The following is a 20274-nucleotide window of genomic DNA, read 5'->3' on the forward strand; positions in this document are numbered from 1 at the left end:
GGGGCTTGCGCCCCCTTCGCATTTCTACCGTTCAACGTAATCGATACAAGCCTTCCTGCCCCAACGTCGCTACCAGTCTTCCCTTTTGATCGTGAACGTGGCCTAGCGTCAAGCCGCGCCCCAAACCCGTGAATGGACTGTGGGCAGAGACCAGCAACCACTCATCGGCCTGCACATCCTGCTGATGGAACCAGATTGTGTGGTTGAGGCTGGAAACAAACAGATCCTCCCCCAGTTTGTGTTCACGGTGTGGCATCAGCGCCGTTATGCCGAACCAGAAGTCACTCAGGTAAGCGAGCACTGCCGGTTGCAGTCGTGCTGGCAGATTGGGGGACTGAGCGGTGCGCATCCAGTATCGGATCCTGGCTTGGTCGTCGCGGCCGAGCACAAACTGTTCCGGGTCTGCCGGACGAATATCCACCGAACGGGTTTTGCCGATAAACACCCGTTCTATGGGATTGAGTCGTTGATGCAAGGCTTCGCGAACCTGTACCAGGCCCATCAAGCTTTCTGGGTTGGGTGCGGCTTCACATGGCTGTTGGTGCTCCATGCCGTTTTCACCGGCATGGAAGGACAATGTGGCAATCGCAATGGAGCGGCCGTGTTGAACGAGTCGAACCAGCCGCGCGGCGAAGCGTCTGGTTTGCTGTATGCGTTCGACTTCAATCGACAGGGGAGCGTTGACATCACCTGCAGCCAGAAAGCTGACTTGAAGGACGTGGGGATGCAAATGCGCGTCCACGGTGGCGATGGCGGCTGCGACCGCCAGGCCCAGTGTTTGCCCACCGTAGATCGCAGCATTCTGATTGGCGTGGAAGCAGTTGCAGGTGAAGCGGTCCGGTCCGACTTCCACCACGTCCAGGAGAGGCGTGATATCCACGCCATCCCAGGTTTCAGACGCTGTGTTGAGGTGTTGCACAGTGGCTTCAGAGCCCACGAAAAACTCCTGCGCGCTTTTGGAAGAATGCGTCACGGCCTTCGGCAAAATCTTCCGACCCAATCAGCAAGGCTTGAGTGTCGGCCTCCCAGTCAAGCAGGGTGTCCAGGCTCAAAGGGTATCGACCCAACAAGGTTTTGGCTGCCGACAGCGGCCCTGGTGCACTGGCGGCCAATTGTTGGGCGCGCTGGAGAGCCGTCTCCAAGACCTGCCCGGGTTCGGCCAGAAAGTCGACCAGGCCCAGGCGTGCAGCTTCTTCACCGCCGAGAATCTGCTGAAACATGACCAGCTGGCGAGCCCGTGGCAGTCCGATACGCTGAGGCAGGGTCCAGAGTGAACCCCAGTCAGGCATGACCCCGACTTTGCCGAATACTGCACCGAAGCGGCTGTCGGCATCGGCCACGACGAAGTCGCAAGCCGCTGCCAAGGACAGGCCGGCACCGAATGCAGCGCCTTGCACGGCGGCGATCACCGGCACCCGACAATTGGCGATGGCACGAATGACCCGATGGCCGCAGCGCATGTCCTTGCGCATGGCCATCGGCCGGGTATCGAGGCCATCCAGCGGCCCCCCGGCACAGAAGTGCTGGCCACCGCTGAGTACGATCACCCGAACGTTCTCGTTGTCTTGCAGGCTTTCGAGTTCGTCGGCCAGGCGGCGATAGAGTTCAGGTACCAAACTGTTGCGCTTTTCCGACAGGTTCATACTGACCAGAGCCACCGTATCGTGGTGGCTGACAGTGACGGCTGTATTCATCAGGCAATTCCTTGGGTTTATCGGCTTACAGCCGCTCGATGATGGTCACGTTGGCCAGGCCGCCGCCTTCGCACATGGTCTGCAAGCCATAACGGCCACCGCTGCGCTCCAGTTCGTGGAGCAAGGTGGTCATCAGCTTGGTACCGGTGGCTCCGATCGGGTGGCCCAGGGCGATGGCGCCGCCATTGACGTTGGTCTGCTCGGCCGAGTAATCCAGTTCCTGCAGCCAGGCCATGGACACGCTGGCGAAGGCTTCGTTGATCTCCACCCGATCGATGTCGGCCATGCGCAGGCCGGCTTTTTCCAGGGCCCGGCGAGTGGCGGCGATAGGTGCAGTGAGCATCCAAACCGGGTCGTCGCCAAGAACGCTCATATGGACGATGCGTGCCCGTGGTTTGAGGCCATAACGCTTGACTGCCTCTTCGGAACAGACCAATACCGCACTGGCGGCATCGGACATCTGGCTGCTGGTGGCCGCAGTCAATTGCCCGTCCGGCAGCAATGTCTGCAGCGTGGCCATTTTTTCCAGGCTGCTGCGTCGGGCCGTTTCATCCATGCGCAAGTCGCCATAGGGCACGATCTCCCGGGCGAAACGCCCTTGCTCGATCGCGGCCAGAGCACGCTCGTGGGAGCGCAGGGCATAGGCTTCCATGTCCTGGCGAGTAAAACCCCAGTGACGCGCAATGCGCTCGGCGGCCTCGAACTGCGAGAGCTGTTGCGTGCCATAGCGGGCCTGATAGGTTTTGGCTGAGGTCCACGGATCGGCAAAGCCCAGGTCCTTGGCAATGTACAAGGCGGTGTTGATAGGGATCTGACTCATGTTTTGCACGCCGCCGGCAATCACCACATCTTGAGTGCCACTCATGACGGCCTGGGCAGCAAAATGCACGGCTTGCTGGGACGAGCCACACTGGCGGTCGATGGTCACGCCGGGCACGTTATCGGGCAGGCCGGCACCCAGCCAGCAGAAGCGAGCCAGGTTGCCTGCATTCGGGCCAATGGCATCGATAGTGCCGAAGATGACGTCGTCATAGTCCTCGGCTGGAATCGAGTTGCGCTCCACCAGTGCCTTGATGACATGTGCGCCCATGTCCATGGGGTGTTCCTGGGACAGGCTGCCGGCGCGTTTGCCGGTGGGCGTACGCAGCGCATCGACGATATAGGCTTGTTTCATGCAAAGCTCCTTGATCGAGTGGGCCGCGCTCAGCGAGCCTGAGTGTGAGGACGCAGAACGTTCTTGGCGATGCTCCAGCGGTGCACTTCCGATGGGCCGTCATAGACGCGGAAGGCCCGCACATCGGAGAAGATCCGCGCGACGATGGTTTCGTGAGTGACGCCCTGGCCACCGAGGATCTGTACGCTGCGGTCGACCACACGCCAGATTGCTTCGGAAGAGATCACCTTGGCGACGCTCGAGGCATGGCGCCCAAGGTTGCCCTGGTCCAATACCCAGGCGCAGTGCCAGACCGCCAGGCGCGTGACGTGCAGGTCCATTTCGTTATCGGCCAACTTGAAACCAACACCTTCATGCTCGCCCAGGGATTTACCGAATGCCTGGCGTTGTGCCGCGTAGCGGGTCGCTACGTCATGGGCGCGACGTGCTGCACCGAGCCAACGCATGCAGTGGGTCAGGCGGGCAGGGGACAGGCGCACCTGCGCATATTTGAGGCCTTCGCCAGGCTCGCCCAATACGTCGCAGGCAGGCACCCGCAGATTGGCGAAACGCACGACGGCATGGCCGCCGGGGAAGCATGAATCGAGTGCGTCCATCGCACGTACGATTTCAATGCCCGGACGGTCCATGTCAGCGAGGAACATGGTCGCTCGACCATCTTCAAGCTTTGCCATGATGATGGCGAAAGTGGCCCCTTCGGCTCCGGTGATGAACCATTTCTCGCCTGTGATCAGGTAATCGTCGCCATCGCGCACGGCAGTGGTGGCGAGCATGCCCGGGTCCGAACCCGCACCCGGCGAAGGCTCTGTCATGCAGAAGCACGAACGAATCTCGCCCAGGGCCAGGGGCTTGAGCCAGCGCTCTTTCTGCGCCGGGGTGGCGATCACCTCCATCATGTGCATGTTGCCCTCGTCGGGCGCAGCAATGTTCAACGCCACCGGCCCCAACGGCGAGTAGCCCGCTTCTTCGAAGAGTATCGCCTTGGCCCGATGGTCAAGGCCAAGCCCGCCCAGCTCGGTGGGCATGTGCGAGGACAGCAGGCCGGCTTTGCGTGCCAATGAAATCATTTCCCGGCGCAGGTCCTCGGTCGGGCCATGAGCCGTGCAGCGTGGGTCCTTTTCCAGCGGGATGATGTGCTCGGCGATAAAGGCACGGGTGCGTTGTTGCAGGTCGAGCAGCTCGGGTGACAGGGTGAAGTCCATGGTTATTTCCGCTTCAAAAGGCTGATAAGAATGGTCGAAGGTGCATGCACGGATTCATGAATGGAACTTCAGGTTTTTCGAAGCCATATCGCGCATTTGAGGAGTGACTTGGTAAAGCCCTCCGAGAGCGGCGTAGTGGTCGCAACGCTCTACCAATGCCGGCAAGCCGAGCCAGTCGGCGTACTTCAGGGCGCCACCGATCGGACGCGGGAAACCCACACCGAGGATCAACGCCATGTCGATTTCGATGGCACTGTCGGCGATACCTTCTTCCAGCGCCCGGGCTGCTTCGATCAGCGTCGGCAGCATGATGCGCTCGACGATTTCATCCGAGCTGAACTCGCGACGCCCGTTTGGCTGCACGCTGGCCAACAGGATTTCGGTGTGCGGATCGACGGATTTCACCAGACGGCCCTTGATATCGCGGTCGTAGCGGTAAAAGCCTATTGCGCTCTTCTGGCCTAGACGCTTGTCGGCGACCATGGCATCGACCGCATGGGAGAATCCGGGCAGCATGCGTTCGCCATAGCCCTGAGTGATGCATTCTATTACATGGCGCGAAGTGTCCATGCCGATGACATCCTGCAGGTACGCAGGGCCCATGGGCCAACCAAAATCCTCCATGGCCCGGTCGATGGTCCGGTAGTCGGCACCGTCATGAATCAGTCGCAGAAAAGCCACGATGTAGGCGGTCAGGATCCGATTGACCAGAAAGCCCGGGCAATCCTTGACCACGATAGGCGTTTTGCCCAGGGTCGCGGCGTAGCTGGCAACCGTTGCCGCCGATTGCTCGCTGGTATGCGCGCCGCGAATGACTTCGACCAGCGGCATGACGGGCACCGGGTTGAAGAAGTGCATGCCGACGAAATTTTCCGGGCGTTGCAGCGCGCTGGCCAGCTCAGTGATGGACAACGACGAGGTATTGGATGCAAGCACGGTAGCGGGGGCAACCAGGTTTTCGACTTCGGCCAGCACGGTTTTTTTCACCGCGAGGTTTTCAACGACGGCCTCAACCAGTATGTCGACTGCGCCCATGCCCAGATAATCCAGAGTTGGCGTAATCGAGCCCAGTACCATTTCGGCCTGGTCCTGGCTCATGCGGTTGCTGGTCACCTGCTTGTCGAGCAATCTGCCGGCTTCGGTCATGCCCAGATCCAGTGAAGCCTGGGAAATGTCTTTCATGATGGTCGGTACACCGCTTGCAGCGCTGGTGTAGACGATACCGCCGCCCATGATGCCGGCACCCAGTACCGCAGCGCTGTTCAGCTCGCGCGAAGCCTTGGCGTAGCCGCGCGCTTTCTTGCGCAGGTACTGATCGTTGATGAACAGCTGAACCAGTGCCTGGGCGGCCTGGGTCTGAGCAACTTGTGAAAAGGTAAGGTTTTCTTCGGTCAACGCCTCATCCACGGACAGCGCGGCGCTGCGCTCTAGCAGCTCGATGGCCAGCAGTGGCGCAGGCACCAATGGATTGCGGGCAATCACGGCAGCCTTGGCATCGGCAATCTGTTGCGCATCCAATGCAAAGTGCTGGCTGCGTTCAATTCGCCTCTGGCGCCAACCACGTGAACCACTGACGGCCTCGGCCAATACGGCCAGCGCACATTCGCCAACAGCCGAGTCATCGACCACTTCATCGACTGCACCGAGTTGTTTGGCAGTCGCTGCCTTCTGTGGCTTGCCGGAAGTGATCCAGTCGATACTGGCAGCGGCGCCGATCAAGCGGGGCAACCTGGCCGTGCCGCCCAAGCCCGGAATGATGCCCAGGCCGACTTCTGGCAAGCCAACCTTCGCGTTGCTGCCCAATACCCGGTAATCGGTGGCCAGGGTGACTTCGAAACCGCCACCCAAAGCCAACCCGTTGATAGCCGATACCGTCGGTATCGGGAGCTGCGCCAATTCGTTGAAAACCTGGTTCTGGGCCAGGTTGTAAGCCGCCAGTTCATCTGCGGGGCGGGCGAACAGTTGAGTGAACTCGAATATGTCGGCACCGACGATAAAGCTGTCCTTGGCACTGGTCAGCACCATCCCCATGATGTCACCGCTGTCGCGTATTTCTTTGCAGGCGATGCGCAGCTCTTCGACTGTCAGGGCATCGAATTTGTTGACGGCCTCGCCCTTGCGGTCGAAGCACAGTTCGACCAGTTGATTGTCGAGGCGGGTCAGGTGCAGCGTTTGACCTTGATACATGCGATAACCTGCTTTCTTGTTTGTTTTGTTTAGGCTGGGCTGATTCAGGCACTGGCCAGGCGCGTGGCAAACGCCAGGCGCTCGCGGCATTCTCGAACCATGCGCTCAAGCAATTCGTCACAGGTTGGCAAGTCGTCGATCAAGCCAATTACCATGCCTGCCGTGATGATCCCTTCGTTGATCTCACCGGCCTCCAGCGCGGCACGGCCGCGAGCACCGGCCACCAGCGGGCGGATGTCTTCAAAGGCGCAACCACCTGGGCGACGTTCGGTGGCAACGACTTCATCGGAAATCGCGTTCTTGAATACCCGGGCGCTGTTTTTCATGCTACGGAAGATCAGGTTGGTATCACGCTCGGTGCCCTTGAGCAGCGCGGCCTTGATGTTTTCGTGAATCGGCGCTTCCTGGGTCATGCAGAAGCGGGTGCCCATGTTGATTCCCTCGGCACCCAAGGCCAGGGCGGCGGCCATGCCGCGACCATCGCCAATACCGCCCGAGGCAATTACCGGGATCGTCAACGCCTTTGCCGCCGCCGGAATCAGCACCAGGCCAGGAATATCTTCTTCACCGGGATGCCCTGCACATTCAAAGCCGTCAATGCTGATGGCATCCACGCCCAGTTTTTCGGCACTCAGGGCGTGCCTGACCGCCACGCATTTATGAATGATGCGAATGCCGGCCGCTTTCATCTTCGGCATGAATTCAATCGCTTTGTTGCCGGCGGTTTCGACAATGGTCACCCCATTGGCGATGATTGCATCGATGTACTCGTCGTAAGGCGGAGGACTGATGGTCGGGAAGATGGTCATGTTGACCCCGAACGGGCTGTCAGTCATTTCGCGGCAGCGGCGGATTTCCTTGGCCAAGGCTTCCGGGGTCGGCTGTGTCAGGCCGGTCAGCATGCCCAGGCCACCCGCGTTGGAAACGGCGGATGCGAGTTCTGCGCGGCCAACCCACTGCATGCCGCCCTGAATGATTGGATAACGGATGCCAAGCATTTCGGTAATACGTGTTTTCATGGTAACTGCCTCGTTCACTTGACTTTTCGTTCATCCAGGCCGAGGGCCCGGCCGATGATTTCTTTCATGATTTCGCTGGTGCCAGCGAAGATTCGCGACACCCGCGCATCGCGGTACATCCGGGAAATTCGGTATTCATCCATGTAGCCGGCACTGCCATGCAGCTGCACGCATTCATCCATGACTCGACCTTCGAGTTCCGAGGTCAGCAATTTGGCGGACGCGGCGCCTTCGGCACTCAACTGACCTGCGTTGTGTTGCAGCACCAACTGGTCGATCCAGGTCTGCTGGCAATCGAGCAGGGCGCGCAGTTCAGCCAGCTTGAATCGGCTGTTCTGGAAGGTGCCGACCGGACGGCCGAAGGCTCGGCGATCCTTGACATAGTCCAGGGTCAGGTCGAAGGCGACCTGGGCATGGGCCATCGACTGGCAGGCTGAAAGCAAACGCTCTTCAGCCAGGCCTTCGGCGAGATAGGTGAAGCCTTTTTGCGGATCGCCCAAGCCGTTGGTCTTAGGGATGCGCACGTTGTCGAAGAACACAATCACGGTGTCCTGGGCATCGAGGCCCATCTTCGTCAATGGCGTACGACTGACCCCTGGCCAATCCGCTTCCACCAGAAACAGGCCGATTGCATAGCGTTCGCTGCCGGTTCGAGCGGCGACGACCATCAAGTCGGCATTGAGCCCATTGGAGATGTACAACTTGGAACCATTGAGCAACCAATGATCGCCGCAGTCCTCCACGCGCGCTTTCATGCCGGCTAGGTCCGAGCCTGCGTCCGGTTCGGTCATGGCGACGGCGAGGATCGTCTCGCCACTGATGCAGCCCGGCAGATAGCGTTGACGCTGCTCCTCTGTACCGAAGCGTTGCAGGTAAGGCCCGACAATGCGTGAGTGCAGGGTGAAAAACACGCCGATGTCGCCGTGGCGAATCACCTCTTCGTAGACGATCTGCTCGTAGCGCAGATCCTCCAGGCCGCAACCGCCATAGGCTTCATCGGCCCACATCAACAGCAGTCCCTGTGCGCCGGCCTTGCGAAAGATTTCCCGGTCGCAACGCCCGGCTTCACGCCAATGATCGACGTTAGGGGCTATTTCTTTCTGCACAAACTTGCGCACCTGGTCGCGGAACAACTCATGGTCGCTGTCAAAGATCAGTCGATTCTGGAACATGGGCTGTCCTCTCAGGCCGCATCGTTGCGTGGGTGGAAGCGCTCGCCGCGCTCGGCACGGGCACGCAGCCAGTCCGAAGGCCGGAAACGCTCGCCAAAGGCATCGGCCAATTGATCGCAGCGTGCGACGAAAGCTTGCGCACCCAGGGTGTCGATCAAAGAGAGCGTGCCACCCGTCCAGGAAGGGAAGCCCAGTCCGAGGATGCTGCCCAGGTCGGCATCGGCGGCGTCGCTAAGTACACCTTCCTCGACGCAACGCGCGGTTTCCAGCGACTGGATGTAGAGCAGGCGGTCCTTGACGGTGTCGACATCCGGTTGTTGCGCGGCACGCGGGAAGTGCTCGGCCAACCCCTGCCACAGATGCTTCTTGCCGCCCTGCGGGAATTCATAGAAGCCACCGCCGCTCTTGCGGCCGAGACGGCCAAGGTAGTTCATCAGTTCGACCACGGGCCTGGCATGCAGGCGCAGGAACTTGGCCGGCAGGCCATCCTTGTGGGACTGGTCGATGACACTTTTCTGCAGGTCCAGCGAGACTTCATCGGTCACTGCCAACGGGCTGGTGGCCGCACTGGCCAGGCGCGCGGCATTTTCGATCAGAGCCGGGTTGACGCCTTCGGCCAGCATGGCCATGCCTTCATCGGTATAGGTACTGAAGATGCGGCTGGTATAGAAACCGGGGCTGTCGTTGACCAGGATCGGGGTTTTGCGCAATTGACCGACAAAGTCCAAAGCGCGGGCGATGGTTTGTTCGCTGGTCTGCTTGCCGACGATCACTTCGACCAGCGGCATGCGCTCGACCGGCGAGAAGAAGTGCAGGCCGATGAAATTATCAGGACGCTTGGAATATTCGGCCAGCCCGGTGATCGGCAGGGTGGAAGTATTGCTGGCAAATACTGCATCAGGCGCAAGCACGGCTTCCGCCTTGCTGATCACCGACGCTTTGACTTCACGGTTTTCGAAAACGGCTTCGATGACCAGATCGCAACCGTCGAAGGCGGCGTAGTCAGAGCAGGGCTCAATCAGGGCGAGGATGGCATCGGCCTTGTCGCGGGTCTGGGTGCCGCGCTCGACGGCCTTGTCGAGGATGCGCCGGGAGTAGTCTTTCCCCCGGGCCGCAGCATCGGCGTTGGTATCGAGCAGCATGACCGGAACACCGGCAGCGGCACTGACGTAAGCGATGCCAGCGCCCATCATCCCGGCACCCACCACGCCCACCTTGCGCACGGCAGTTTTGGCCGGGCCTGCAGGGCGGCGGACGAGTTTGTCGGCGGCGCCTTTGTTGATGAACATCGTGCGCATCAGGTTGCGTGCGACCGGATTGGCCAGCAGCGTGCCGAAGTACTTGGCTTCGACCGCCAGGGCCTTGTCGATAGGTAACTGGGTGCCTTCAAACACCGCCGAAAGAATCGCCAGCTTTGCCGGGTAGTTTTGCGCGCCGGAGGCTTTGGCCAGGGTAGTGCCAAACTGGAAGGAGCGGGTGGCGTGCGGGGCCAGACAGCCCACACCACCGGCAATCCGGTAGCCTTTTACATCCCACGGTTGAGTCACTTGCGGGTTGTCCAGAACCCAGCTACGCGCTCGCTCCAGCAGATCAGCAGCATCGACCAGCTCATCGACCACGCCCAATTGCAAGGCTTGGGCAGGTTTCAGGCTGGTGCCTTCAATCAACAGCGGCAGGGCTTTTTCTATCCCGATAAGACGAGGCAGGCGTTGCGTACCACCACCGGCAGGCAGCAAGCCGACGGTGACTTCTGGCAAGCCGACGATGGCTTTGGGACTATCGACCAACAAGCGCCGATGGCACGCCAGCGCCAGCTCAAGGCCGCCGCCCAGCGCCAGGCCATTGAGCGCGGCGACGAAGGGCTTGCCACCGGTTTCGATGCGACGCATGAGAGCGTTTTCGCGTTCGAAGCGTTGCGATGCCTGCACAGCATCGACCCCCTGGTCGAAGGCATCGACCAGGTCCTTGAGATCGGCGCCGGCGATAAAGCCGGATTTGCCTGAGGTCAGGACTGCACCGCGAATGCCGGTGTTGGTAATGACTTCTTCGACCGCTGCCTGCAATTCACTAACGAACGTGGGTGTAAACACATTCACCGGGCGATCAGGCAGATTGATTGTAATAACGGCTACGCCATCGGCGCCCAGTTCCAGTTTCAAGGTATTCATTGTGTTCGGTTCCATGCTCAGATCCGCTCGATCAGGGTGGCGGTGGCCATGCCGGCAGCGGCACACAAGGTGACGAGCGCGGTGTTCAGGTCGCGACGCTCCAGTTCATCGAGCACAATGCCGATCAGCATCGCGCCGGTTGCGCCGAGTGGGTGGCCCATGGCGATCGAGCCGCCATTGACGTTGACGCGGTCAGGGTCGAGGTTGAAATGGCGCATGTAGCGCATCACCACCGAGGCGAAGGCTTCATTGACTTCGAACAAGTCGATGTCTGCGATGGTCATGCCGGTTCGAGCCAGCAGCTTTTCGGTGCAGGCCGCGGGGCCGGTGAGCATGATGGCCGGCTCGGAGCCGATCGAGGTGTAGCTGCGCACACGGGCGCGAGGACGCAGGCCCGCATTGCGGCCGAATTCGGCATTGCCGAGCAAGACGGCAGCCGCACCGTCCACGATGGTGCTGGAGTTGCCCGCGGTGTGGACGTGACGGATCGCTTCGATATCCGGATAGCGCTGCAGCATCACGGCATCAAAACCGTTCTGGCTGCCCATGGCCTCGAAAGCCGGTTTGAGACGCGCCAGATCATCCAGGCTCGCGCCATGGCGAATCGCTTCATCACGATCGAGCAGGGGCTGGCCGAGCAGGTCGGTGACAACGAATTGCGATTGCAGGAATCGACCATCCGCTTCGGCAGCTGCTGCCCGTTGCTGACTGCGCAGGGCAAAGGCATCGACGTCTACCCGGCTATAGCCGTCCTGTTCGGCAATCAGATCGGCACCGATGCCCTGGGGGATGTACCAGGTTTTCCAGATGACCTGGGGGTCGGTATAAACGGAGCCGCCATCGGAGCCGATTGGCACCCTCGACATGCTCTCCACACCACCGGCAACGATGGCCCGCGCTTCGCCTGCACGCAGAGTAGAGGCAGCCAGGTTGACGGCTTCAAGGCCTGAGGCGCAGTAGCGATTGAGCTGCAGGCCCGGCACGCTCTGGTCGTAGTCGGCAGCCAGGGCCGCGATCCGGGCAATGTTGCCGCCTTGCTCACCAGCCGCCATGACGCAACCCAATAAAACATCGTCGACCAGGCTGGTATCGAGTTGGCTGCGATCGCGCAAGGCGCTCAGAGTCTGGGCTGCCAGCGCGGTAGCACTGACTTCATGCAGTGCGCCATCCGGGCGGCCCTTGCCGCGCGGGCTGCGTACGTGGTCGTAGATAAAGGCGTCATTCACGTCAAGGATCCCTCAAGGTCGGTGCGGCGGCGAACTGCCGCATGAGACCTAAAGATTATAATCATACATATAATAGAGCAAGAGGCAGGACCATCGGAATCGAAGGAATACCCGACGTGGGGGAGGCTCGCTGAAGAGGATTGACGCTTTCTCGAACATCAGGTCTCGCGATGGCATGTGCATCGCGCCCACCAAGGCGGCCGAGCCGGATTCAGCGCGACATCGTCCAGCGCACCATGCAAGTCCATGGCTCGCTCGGTGCTTTGCACGAAATGGTCTTGGGCGAGATGTGGATCTATGCCGCATCCAAGGGGCTGGTCGATGGCTTGGCTGGAGTGCACAAGGTGACGGTTGCGAAGAATCTGCTCAAGCACTACCAGCCGGCTCCCGGGTTGATCCCGATCGAGCATCCGATATCGCGCGGGCTGTTGCTGGAGAAACTCAAGGACTACCTGAGGAAGCTCTCTCGAAGGAAAATTGCGCGCTTGGCCCTCGTTTTTGCCGTTGTGCGGATAATGAAATTTCGGCTCACTGGTAGGGAAAGCTTTGAAAATATTATGCGACAATGATATATATGATTTAGCTCGAATATAGGGTGTTGGTTCAGTCTTTATCCATCCGCTTTCGACCTTCCGGACGCCATCACTCATTCCGAGTACAGGAGAGCTTATGCCATTGCCCACGCTTCTACGCGACCGTCTACGCCTGCCCCTGGTGGCCGCGCCCATGTTTTTGGCCAGCAGCCCGAAGCTGATGCTCGCCCAGTGCCGGGCCGGTGTCGTTGGCTCGATGCCGGCCTTGAATATTCGCAGCAGTGAGCAACTGGACGACTGTCTGGCCCAGTTGGTAGAGGAGCTCGCAACGACTCCGCAGGCGGCTCCTTTTGCCATCAACCAGATTCTGTCTCCTGCCAATTCGCGCAAGGAGCGTGACCTGGCCCTGCTGGAAAAACATCGCGTACCGGTGGTTATCACCAGTGTCGGCTCCCCGGGCGAAGTGGTTGAGACCGTACATGGTTACGGTGGCCTGGTGTTCCATGATGTGGTCAGCGTGCGGCATGCCGAAAAAGCCGCGGCCGCAGGCGTCGATGGCATCGTAGCGGTGTGCGCTGGCGCCGGCGGTCATGGTGGCGACCTTAATCCGTTTGCCTTCGTCAATGAAATTCGTAGCTTCTTCGATGGCACGTTGCTGTTGTCTGGCGCGTTGGCCCAAGGCAAGGACATTCTGGCCGCGCAGCTGCTCGGCGCGGACCTGGCCTATATGGGCACTCGTTTCCTGGGTACGGCCGAAAGCGAGATTGATGCCATGTACAAGGAAATGCTGCAGGCTGCCGGTGCTGACGACATCGTCTACACCGACCTGTTCAGCGGGATGCGTGGCAATTACCTGAAAGCCAGTATTGCTCGCACGGGGCTCAATCCCGCGCGTTTGCCAGCGGCGCCGCAACCCGGAGTCGGGACCGGCGGGCATGGGGATTTCAAGCTGTGGAAAGACATCTGGGCGGCCGGGCAGGGCGTTGGCGCGATCAACGGGTTGCCCAGTGTTGCCGAATTGATCGATGAATTGGAACAGCAGTACCGAGCGGCGCTCAAACAGGCCCAGGCCCAGGCCCAGGCGCTGGCGTTGTGAGCGAGGTGCGCATGCAGGCCGTGTTGGGCCATCGCCTGGAAAGCCTGGATGACTATGCGCTTGAAAGTCTTCCACTGCCTGAGCCTGGCCCCGGGCATGTACGCCTGAGGGTTCATAGTACCGGGCTTGGTTTTGCCGACGGTTTGCTGTGTACCGGTCGCTATCAGTTGAAGCCGGCCTTGCCCTTTGTGCCTGGGTGCGAGTTTGCCGGGGTCGTCGATGCCCTGGGGCCGGGGGTCAATGGTGTCGAGCCTGGTCAGCGGTACGCGGCTACAGCAATGGGCGGCGGCTGCGCGGAGTTTGTCGTGGTGCCAGTCTCAAGCCTGGTTCCCCTGCCAGATGGTCTGGATTTTGCCCGCGCTGCGGCGTTCTGGGTCGATTACACCACGGCCTTCCACGCCCTGCGGGACCGCGCCAGGCTGCAATCCGGCGAGCGGGTTTTGGTGCTCGGTGCTGCCGGCGGCCTTGGTCTGGCGGCCGTTCAGATCGCCCGTCTGCTGGGTGCTCAGGTCATTGGCGCAGCGTCCACTTCGGACAAGCGCGAAGCTGCGCGGGCAGCCGGTGCACAACAGTGCCTTGACTCAAGCGCGGCCGATTGGTCGGAGCAGCTCAAGATTCTGACCGGGAGCGTCGGTGTCGATGTGATTTTCGATCCGGTTGGTGGTGAAGGATTCGAGGCGGCTTTCCGGCGTCTGGCATGGGGTGGACGTCACCTGGTCCTGGGCTTCGCCGGTGGTGGCATCCCGGCCTTGCCTACTAACCTGGCGCTACTCAAGGGTGCCGCTTTGCTAGGCGTGGATATCCGCCAGTTTGCCTTGCGCGAGCCGGAAAAGGCCGCTGACGCCCGCGAACAATTGGCGCGCTGGGTTGACGACGGTACGTTGCAACCGGCTGCAGGTGTTGTTTATGCCCTGAACGATTTCCAGTCGGCGTTGGCCTCGACGTTCAATCGCCAGCGTATCGGCAAGACCATCTTAACCGTGCTACAGGAGTAAAGCCGTGAACCTGATTGACCATCATCGCCAGGGCAACTGCGCTGTACTGACCCTCAATCGCCCGCAAGTACTCAATGCGATAAATGATGCCTTGCTCGATGAGCTGGATGCGCATCTGGACCGTATTGCCAGTGACGACAGTCGCGCACTGGTCATCACGGGGCAGGGGCGGGCATTCTGCGCCGGCTCCGATCTCAGCGAGCGAGACGGCGATCCGGCTGTGCGCATCGCGCGCATGCATCGCTTGATGCTGCGCTTGGGTGAGTTCCCGAAAATCAGTGTGGCAGCGATCAATGGGGCAGCAATGGGCGGCGGGCTTGAAATAGCACTGGGTTGTACGTTTCGGATCTGTGCCCCCGAGGCAAAGCTGGCTGTCCCGGAGATACGTCTGGGATTGATACCGGTCTACGGTGCCACCCAGTTACTGCCCCGGCTGATTGGTCCCGGCCCTGCACTGCGATTGATGATGACCGGAGAAACGCTGGACGGGTCCGCCGCCTGCAAAGTGGGTTTGGTTGATCATCTTATCGATAGCACGGATGACCTGCTGGAAGAAGCCTGTGACTTTGCGGCGAAGTACAGCTGTTACAGTCTGCCGGCCCAACAGGCAATTCGTCAGGCCGTGCGTGAAGGCGCCAGCCTTTCGTTGGCTGATGGCCTGGCATTGGAAGCCAGACTTGGTCACCGTGTCGGTATGACTGAAGATGCCAAGGAAGGTGTCCTGGCATTTGTGGAGCGGCGCAAGCCGGTATTTAACGACCGCTGAGCTGATCCCCGCCGTGCCAACGATGGATGTAACCATAGGTGTTAATCATTAATACAATTGTGTGGCTTGCGGCATCTCTTTGGGTGTCGCATAATCAACTAAATGATTAACATAAAAATAAGAGGGGAGAAAACCTGATGCCAGGCCATTTCATCTTTAGCGCCGATTCACATGTGCTTGAACCCCACGACCTGTTTGTCCAAGGCTTGCCGCCTTCCCTGCGACGCCACGCGATCCGTGCGGAAAAGCAGGGCGATACCCTGATCACCCGCACCGACGACGAAGTGATTTTCAAGATGCGCCTGAACATCGCCGATATCGGTGGTAGCAAGCGTGTCGGCCTGCACAACCTTGAAGGGCGCTTGCAGGACATGGAAAAAGACGGCATTGACGCCGAGATCTGTTTTCCCAGTCTCGGTCTTTGGGCCTACGCCCTGAAAGACATTGACGCTGAGTACGCTACCTGCCAGCTCTATAACGACTGGAACCACCAGTTCTTTCAAGGGCATCTGGACCGTTTTGTACGCTGCGCAATCCTCCCGGTTCGCGACCTGGCCAACGCCGTCGCCGAATTGCAGCGGGTTGCGGCCAAGGGCTTTACCGCCGCGATGTTGCCTTCGGTAACCAGCACTGGTATCCCGCGCTACAACGACCCTGCCTGGGATCCGGTGTTCAAGGCCGCAGGCGACTTGGGTGTGGTGCTGGTGATGCATACCGGTACCGGTCTTGAAACCGTGATTCATGAGCGTGGCGCGGGCGCGGCAGTCATCAATTACACCCGGCAGATGAACGATGGCATCGAAGCCGTCACATATCTGGTCGCCGGTGGCGTTCTGGATCGCAACCCCAAAGCCCACGTGGCCGTGATCGAGTGCGGCGCCAGTTGGCTAGGGGCACTGGCAGAGCGTATGGACGAAGTTTTTTTTGCCCACGCAGCCTTTGTCCAACCCAAACTTTCGTCCAGGCCCAGCGAGATCATTAGCCGTCAGGTCAAGGTCTCGTTTCAGCATGATCGGGCCTGCATTGCAGCTCGAGCTGTAACCGGTACCGGCGCGTTGATGTGGGCTTCGGACTATCCGCATTCCGAAGGTACCTTCCCTGACTCGCGCACTATCATCGCTTCGTTGTTCGACGGTATTGATATAAGCGAGCAGGAAAAAGCCGATATTCTTGGCGGCAATGCGGCGCGACTGTTTCGCCTGGCGCGACCGGAGTTTCAGTAACCCGGCGCCCGGCCACCGATAGCTACGACAATAACAAGGTAACGCTATGACACGACTGGACGACGACAAGTTTTTCGACCCGGACATGGAAACGATGTCGCGGGCTGATATCGAAAAACTACAGGAGGCGCGGATCCTTAAGCTGGTTCCGTATGTCTACAGCCGCTCGGCACTGATCCGCGAGGTTTGGGATGAGGCGGGCGTCAAACCCGAGGACATCAAGAGCCTGGCAGACTTCAAGGCCAAGGTTCCGTTTATCGACAAGGACCGTATCCGCCAGTTTCGCGACGAGCATGGCGATCCGTCTGGCGGCCTGGTGTGTGTCGGCCCGCCGCATTTGCGCGGTGTTGGTTTCACCTCGGGGACGACCGGCGATCCGACGCCGCTGCCGCGCTCCGAATACCACGTTGCAATCGCCGGGCTCAAGCGCGAGCTCTGGCATATCGGAGTTCGTGCCAACGACTACTTCACCTACGCATTGTTTACCTTTCGCGAAGGCCTGAACGCCGACAAGTGGATGGACAGTGGTTTCCGCCCCGTCACCGTGCAGCATCTGCCCAGCGAAATGCCTCATCTGGTCAAGATGTCTCGTGAGTTGCGCCCCAAAGCGATGTTCATGCTCTCCACCCCGCTGATCATCGCGCTGGAGAAATATGAGAAGGAAACCGGCGACGACCTCAAGGAGGCTTTCAGCTCCTATAAGGGTGTTGTGTTCGGCGGCGAGCCGATGAGCCCTCATTTCCGTGCCGTGGTCACAGGCTGGGGCCTGGAAATCTTCGAGCTCAGCTCGCTGGGCGACATCACTACCACTATGGACTGCCGCGCCCATGACGGCATGCACACCTGGGAAGACATTGCGCTGATCGAACATTTGGACCCGAACGGTGACGCCGAGATGCCCGATGATTCGCGCGGTGAACTGGTCGTCACGGCATTGCTGGACGATGTCGGTCCGCTGATTCGCTTCCGTACCGATGATCTGGTGCAGTTCACCCGCAAACCGTGCATCTGCGGGCGCACCCATGGGCGGCTCAAGCCCATCGGGCGCAAGGGCGATGAGATGCTGATCCAAGGGCGTTCGATCCTGCCGATCGACATTTGGCCGCTGATGGAACAGTTCGCCGAGACCCGCACAGGCTTGTTCCAGATGATCCGTCCGCAGCGCGAAGCCGACGTCCTGACCTTGCGTGTGGGTTATGAGGAAAGTGCATTGCAGGACAGTCTGGAGCAGTTGTCGGTACGGGTTGCGGATGCCGTCTCCACCGCGCTGCAGGTACCGGTGAAGATTATTCTGGCCACGAACCAGTCGATGCTCAAGGATGGACCGCCGAACAAGATCCCGAGGGTGACCAAGCAATGAATAGTCCAGCTCAGCAGTCAACCGTACTGTCCCCGATGGCCGTGGGTCGTTACATCGACGCGCAGGGCGAGCGTCAGGCCCTGCCATATTCGGCACTGGAAACCGAACGCTCGACGCGCTCGATCCTCAAGGTGCTCAACACATTCGATTTCCATATGGGCAGCAATCTGATGGTCACCGCGCTGTTCGATCAGGGGGTACAAGCCTTGGGGATGGAGCGTGCGGTGATGCAATTCAACATGGTAGCGGTTTCGGCCGACTCCTCACTGTTTGATGCCCGTCGGGTGGAGTCGATCATTCGTCGCTTCAATCTGGTCGGCGCTTATGGCATCACCGCTGCCACGCTGGATGGTTTGGTAGGGCTGGGCCACGACCCGCTCAAGCTGTTTGCCGGCATGGTGGTCTGGGCTTGGCCTGACGCTTATGCGCGGTTGGCCGGTCAACCGGGTTTGACGGTTTTTCGTTGTCTGGAGCTGGGTCCAGCGCTGGCCATCGAATGCAGTGCCGGTACGGGAGCGCATATCGACCGCTTCGAGTGGGCTGTGGATGCAATCGACGGAGAAGTGGTGATCAGCAGTCGTCTGGAGCGCTGCCAACCTTTCCATCACTACCACACCGGTTTGCGCGGCCAGGTGCTGCACGGCGCCTGCAGTTGCGGCAGTGCCGATCCCCGGATTGTTCCAGCCTGACACGCTTCGCCCCCGGCCTGGCCGGGGGCGATCGATGAGGACTCCCAAGATGCAACAAGCCCAGACGGCTCAAGATAATTTCAACCTGATCCGCATGCACGGCGTGGCGGACGTTTTGCGTGAGCACCGGCGCTCGCGCCCGACTATGCAAGCGGTAGTGGATGGCGACGTACGCCTGACCTGGCCGCAACTGGACGCTCGGGTCAACCGTCTCGCCCATGCCCTGCAATCCGCCGGAGTGACACATGGCCAGCGGGTGTTGTGGCTTGGCCAGAATGATTTCAGGGTACTCGAAGGCTTGCTGGCGGCAGCCAAGCTCGGTGCCGTTTTTTGCCCGGCGAACTGGCGCCAGAGCGCCCATGAACTGGCCTTCGTCATCGATGATTTCAAACCTGCGGTCGTGCTTTGGCAGCAGGCAGAAGTCGGAGACGCTGTAGTTCAGGCTCGCGAGTTGAGCCAGCATGCCGCGCTGTGGGTGCAAGCCGACGATGAACGCGGCTACGAGAAGTGGATCGCAGGCCAGCCGGATGTCGATATAGAAACTCGGGTGGATGCAGATACTCCCTTGCTGGCGATCTATACCGCGGCATTTGGTGGTCACCCAAATGCGGCGCTGCTGAGCCAGGGCGCCATCCTCTATCAGGGCTTGATGCTGGCGTATAGCAATAGCATCAGCGAAGACTCGGTGTTCCTCAATTCCGGCCCACTGTTTCATTTGGGCACCTTGAACTCGACACTGGCGACGTTCCAGTTCGGCGGCAAGAACGTCTTCACCGCCCGTGTGGATGCCGAGCGCATGCTGCAACTGATCGAGCAGGAGCGGGTCAGCCATGCCTTCGTGGCGTTGCCGACCCTGGAGCAGATTCGCCAGATCAACGCCGACGGCCGCTACGACGTTTCCAGCCTGTGGTCGTCACCACTGGCACCGGAATGGAGCAGCCCTTTGGTGATGCCGCAAAGTGCACCGCTCAACCGCGCCCCGCGGCTGTATGGCCAGACTGAATTGGTGGGCTTTACCGTGATGGCCTGGCTTGGAGGGGAAGGGGCTGGGCGACCGTCGCCGTTGGTTCAGGTGCGCATTCTTGATGACAGCGGCCTCGACGTGCCCGATGGTAATGTCGGAGAAATCAGCGTCCGTGGCGTGCAGGTCATGTCCGGTTACTTTGAACGTGAAGAAGAGAATCAACAGCGCACAGCCGATGGCTGGTATCGCACCCGCGACCTAGGCAGGCGCTTGCCGGATGGTGGTATCGCCTTCGTCGGGCCGAAGACAACCATGATCAAGTCCGGGGTGGAAAACATTTACCCCGCCGAGATCGAAGGTTGCCTGCGCATGCTGCCACAGGTGGCGGATGTCTGTGTGATCGGCGTACCGGACCCCGTCTGGGCTCAGAGCGTCAAGGCCCTGGTGGTGCTACGCGAAGGTCAGCACATTGAGGCCAGCGCACTGATCGAGCACTGCAAAGCACGCCTGGCGTCGTACAAAAAGCCGAAGATTGTCGAGTTTGTCGACAGTCTGCCGCGCGGTGGTGACGGGCAACTGAATCGTGATGCCGTCGATGAGCAGCATGGTGGCGGAGGTTATCCAGCTACTGCTTGATTCGAGAGCGCTGAGTGGTCAACGGCCCAACCGGTTTTCACCGGTTGGGCCTTTTGCGTTTTTACGGGTGCCTTGCCCGAATCTGTCCAGGATTGTTTGGGTGATATTGACCGTTAAAGATTAATATGATTAGTATGATTGAAGGGTTATGACAAGCAGTGACAGTTCTG

General features: G+C 60.1%; 17 protein-coding genes. 8 read left to right on the forward strand and 9 right to left on the reverse strand.

Features of this window, described 5'->3' with window-relative positions:
- Nucleotides 1-31: 31 nt before the first annotated feature.
- From KW839_RS08070 to KW839_RS08110, 9 genes are read right to left on the reverse strand one after another with little or no spacing between them, the layout of a single operon-like run.
- Nucleotides 32-937 (reverse strand): acyl-CoA thioesterase domain-containing protein, encoded by a 906-nt coding sequence (locus KW839_RS08070; RefSeq protein ID WP_218423964.1) that lies wholly within the window; start codon nucleotides 935-937, stop codon nucleotides 32-34.
- The gene (locus tag KW839_RS08075) at nucleotides 927-1694 is read right to left on the reverse strand and encodes an enoyl-CoA hydratase/isomerase family protein (protein ID WP_218423965.1); all 768 of its coding nucleotides are present in this window, start codon (nucleotides 1692-1694) and stop codon (nucleotides 927-929) included. Before KW839_RS08075 ends, KW839_RS08070 begins: the two co-directional genes overlap by 11 nt.
- 25 nt (nucleotides 1695-1719) lie before the next feature.
- The gene (locus KW839_RS08080) at nucleotides 1720-2868 is read right to left on the reverse strand and encodes an acetyl-CoA C-acetyltransferase (protein ID WP_218423966.1); all 1149 of its coding nucleotides are present in this window, start codon (nucleotides 2866-2868) and stop codon (nucleotides 1720-1722) included.
- A gap of 29 nt (nucleotides 2869-2897) precedes the next feature.
- Nucleotides 2898-4070 carry an acyl-CoA dehydrogenase family protein gene (locus KW839_RS08085; protein ID WP_218423967.1) on the reverse strand — a complete coding sequence of 391 codons (1173 nt, stop codon included), beginning with the start codon at nucleotides 4068-4070 and terminating at the stop codon, nucleotides 2898-2900.
- Between the two features lie 54 nt (nucleotides 4071-4124).
- Nucleotides 4125-6257, reverse strand: a complete 2133-nt coding sequence (fadB, locus tag KW839_RS08090) for a fatty acid oxidation complex subunit alpha FadB (protein WP_218423968.1) — start codon at nucleotides 6255-6257, stop codon at nucleotides 4125-4127.
- Between the two features lie 44 nt (nucleotides 6258-6301).
- Entirely contained in the window at nucleotides 6302-7294 is a 993-nt protein-coding gene (locus KW839_RS08095; protein WP_274517753.1) for a nitronate monooxygenase family protein, read from the reverse strand.
- Nucleotides 7291-8448, reverse strand: coding sequence for an acyl-CoA dehydrogenase family protein (locus KW839_RS08100; protein ID WP_218423969.1), 1158 nt, complete (start codon nucleotides 8446-8448; stop codon nucleotides 7291-7293). Before KW839_RS08100 ends, KW839_RS08095 begins: the two co-directional genes overlap by 4 nt.
- 11 nt (nucleotides 8449-8459) lie before the next feature.
- Nucleotides 8460-10616, reverse strand: a complete 2157-nt coding sequence (locus tag KW839_RS08105; protein WP_256352573.1) for a 3-hydroxyacyl-CoA dehydrogenase NAD-binding domain-containing protein — start codon at nucleotides 10614-10616, stop codon at nucleotides 8460-8462.
- Nucleotides 10617-10633: 17 nt separating this feature from the next.
- On the reverse strand, nucleotides 10634-11842 hold the full coding sequence (locus tag KW839_RS08110; protein WP_218423971.1) for an acetyl-CoA C-acetyltransferase: 1209 nt from the start codon (nucleotides 11840-11842) through the stop codon (nucleotides 10634-10636).
- A 170-nt stretch (nucleotides 11843-12012) separates the two neighbouring features.
- Here KW839_RS08110 and KW839_RS08115 point away from each other — a divergent pair, with 170 nt between their 5' ends.
- From KW839_RS08115 to KW839_RS08150, 8 genes are all read left to right on the forward strand, one after another.
- Nucleotides 12013-12411 carry a hypothetical protein gene (locus KW839_RS08115; protein ID WP_218423972.1) on the forward strand — a complete coding sequence of 133 codons (399 nt, stop codon included), beginning with the start codon at nucleotides 12013-12015 and terminating at the stop codon, nucleotides 12409-12411.
- Between the two features lie 100 nt (nucleotides 12412-12511).
- Nucleotides 12512-13471, forward strand: a complete 960-nt coding sequence (locus KW839_RS08120; RefSeq protein WP_218423973.1) for a nitronate monooxygenase family protein — start codon at nucleotides 12512-12514, stop codon at nucleotides 13469-13471.
- Complete coding sequence (locus KW839_RS08125; RefSeq protein ID WP_371318052.1) at nucleotides 13468-14466, forward strand: NADPH:quinone oxidoreductase family protein; 999 nt, start codon at nucleotides 13468-13470, stop codon at nucleotides 14464-14466. The genes KW839_RS08120 and KW839_RS08125 overlap by 4 nt, the downstream gene beginning before the upstream one ends.
- 4 nt (nucleotides 14467-14470) lie before the next feature.
- Entirely contained in the window at nucleotides 14471-15232 is a 762-nt protein-coding gene (locus tag KW839_RS08130; protein WP_218423974.1) for an enoyl-CoA hydratase/isomerase family protein, read from the forward strand.
- 137 nt (nucleotides 15233-15369) lie between these two features.
- Complete coding sequence (locus KW839_RS08135) at nucleotides 15370-16455, forward strand: amidohydrolase family protein (protein WP_218423975.1); 1086 nt, start codon at nucleotides 15370-15372, stop codon at nucleotides 16453-16455.
- A gap of 46 nt (nucleotides 16456-16501) precedes the next feature.
- On the forward strand, nucleotides 16502-17815 hold the full coding sequence (locus KW839_RS08140) for a phenylacetate--CoA ligase family protein (protein WP_218423976.1): 1314 nt from the start codon (nucleotides 16502-16504) through the stop codon (nucleotides 17813-17815).
- Entirely contained in the window at nucleotides 17812-18504 is a 693-nt protein-coding gene (locus KW839_RS08145; protein ID WP_218423977.1) for a hypothetical protein, read from the forward strand. Before KW839_RS08140 ends, KW839_RS08145 begins: the two co-directional genes overlap by 4 nt.
- A 49-nt stretch (nucleotides 18505-18553) precedes the next feature.
- Entirely contained in the window at nucleotides 18554-20104 is a 1551-nt protein-coding gene (locus tag KW839_RS08150) for an AMP-binding protein (RefSeq protein WP_218423978.1), read from the forward strand.
- Nucleotides 20105-20274 lie beyond the last annotated feature (170 nt).

The organism is Pseudomonas sp. PDM31 (assembly GCF_019218965.1).
Taxonomy (GTDB): domain Bacteria; phylum Pseudomonadota; class Gammaproteobacteria; order Pseudomonadales; family Pseudomonadaceae; genus Aquipseudomonas.

What these genes read in the sequence shown, in the direction of transcription:
- KW839_RS08075 (WP_218423965.1), bottom strand. Translation starts at nt 1,694, where the DNA reads ATGAATACAGCCGTCACTGTCAGCCACCACGATACGGTGGCTCTGGTC.
- KW839_RS08080 (WP_218423966.1), bottom strand. Translation starts at nt 2,868, where the DNA reads ATGAAACAAGCCTATATCGTCGATGCGCTGCGTACGCCCACCGGCAAA.
- KW839_RS08085 (WP_218423967.1), bottom strand. Translation starts at nt 4,070, where the DNA reads ATGGACTTCACCCTGTCACCCGAGCTGCTCGACCTGCAACAACGCACC.
- fadB (WP_218423968.1), bottom strand. Translation starts at nt 6,257, where the DNA reads ATGTATCAAGGTCAAACGCTGCACCTGACCCGCCTCGACAATCAACTG.
- KW839_RS08100 (WP_218423969.1), bottom strand. Translation starts at nt 8,448, where the DNA reads ATGTTCCAGAATCGACTGATCTTTGACAGCGACCATGAGTTGTTCCGC.
- KW839_RS08105 (WP_256352573.1), bottom strand. Translation starts at nt 10,616, where the DNA reads ATGAATACCTTGAAACTGGAACTGGGCGCCGATGGCGTAGCCGTTATT.
- KW839_RS08115 (WP_218423972.1), top strand. Translation starts at nt 12,013, where the DNA reads ATGGCATGTGCATCGCGCCCACCAAGGCGGCCGAGCCGGATTCAGCGC.
- KW839_RS08120 (WP_218423973.1), top strand. Translation starts at nt 12,512, where the DNA reads ATGCCATTGCCCACGCTTCTACGCGACCGTCTACGCCTGCCCCTGGTG.
- KW839_RS08135 (WP_218423975.1), top strand. Translation starts at nt 15,370, where the DNA reads ATGCCAGGCCATTTCATCTTTAGCGCCGATTCACATGTGCTTGAACCC.
- KW839_RS08140 (WP_218423976.1), top strand. Translation starts at nt 16,502, where the DNA reads ATGACACGACTGGACGACGACAAGTTTTTCGACCCGGACATGGAAACG.
- KW839_RS08145 (WP_218423977.1), top strand. Translation starts at nt 17,812, where the DNA reads ATGAATAGTCCAGCTCAGCAGTCAACCGTACTGTCCCCGATGGCCGTG.
- KW839_RS08150 (WP_218423978.1), top strand. Translation starts at nt 18,554, where the DNA reads ATGCAACAAGCCCAGACGGCTCAAGATAATTTCAACCTGATCCGCATG.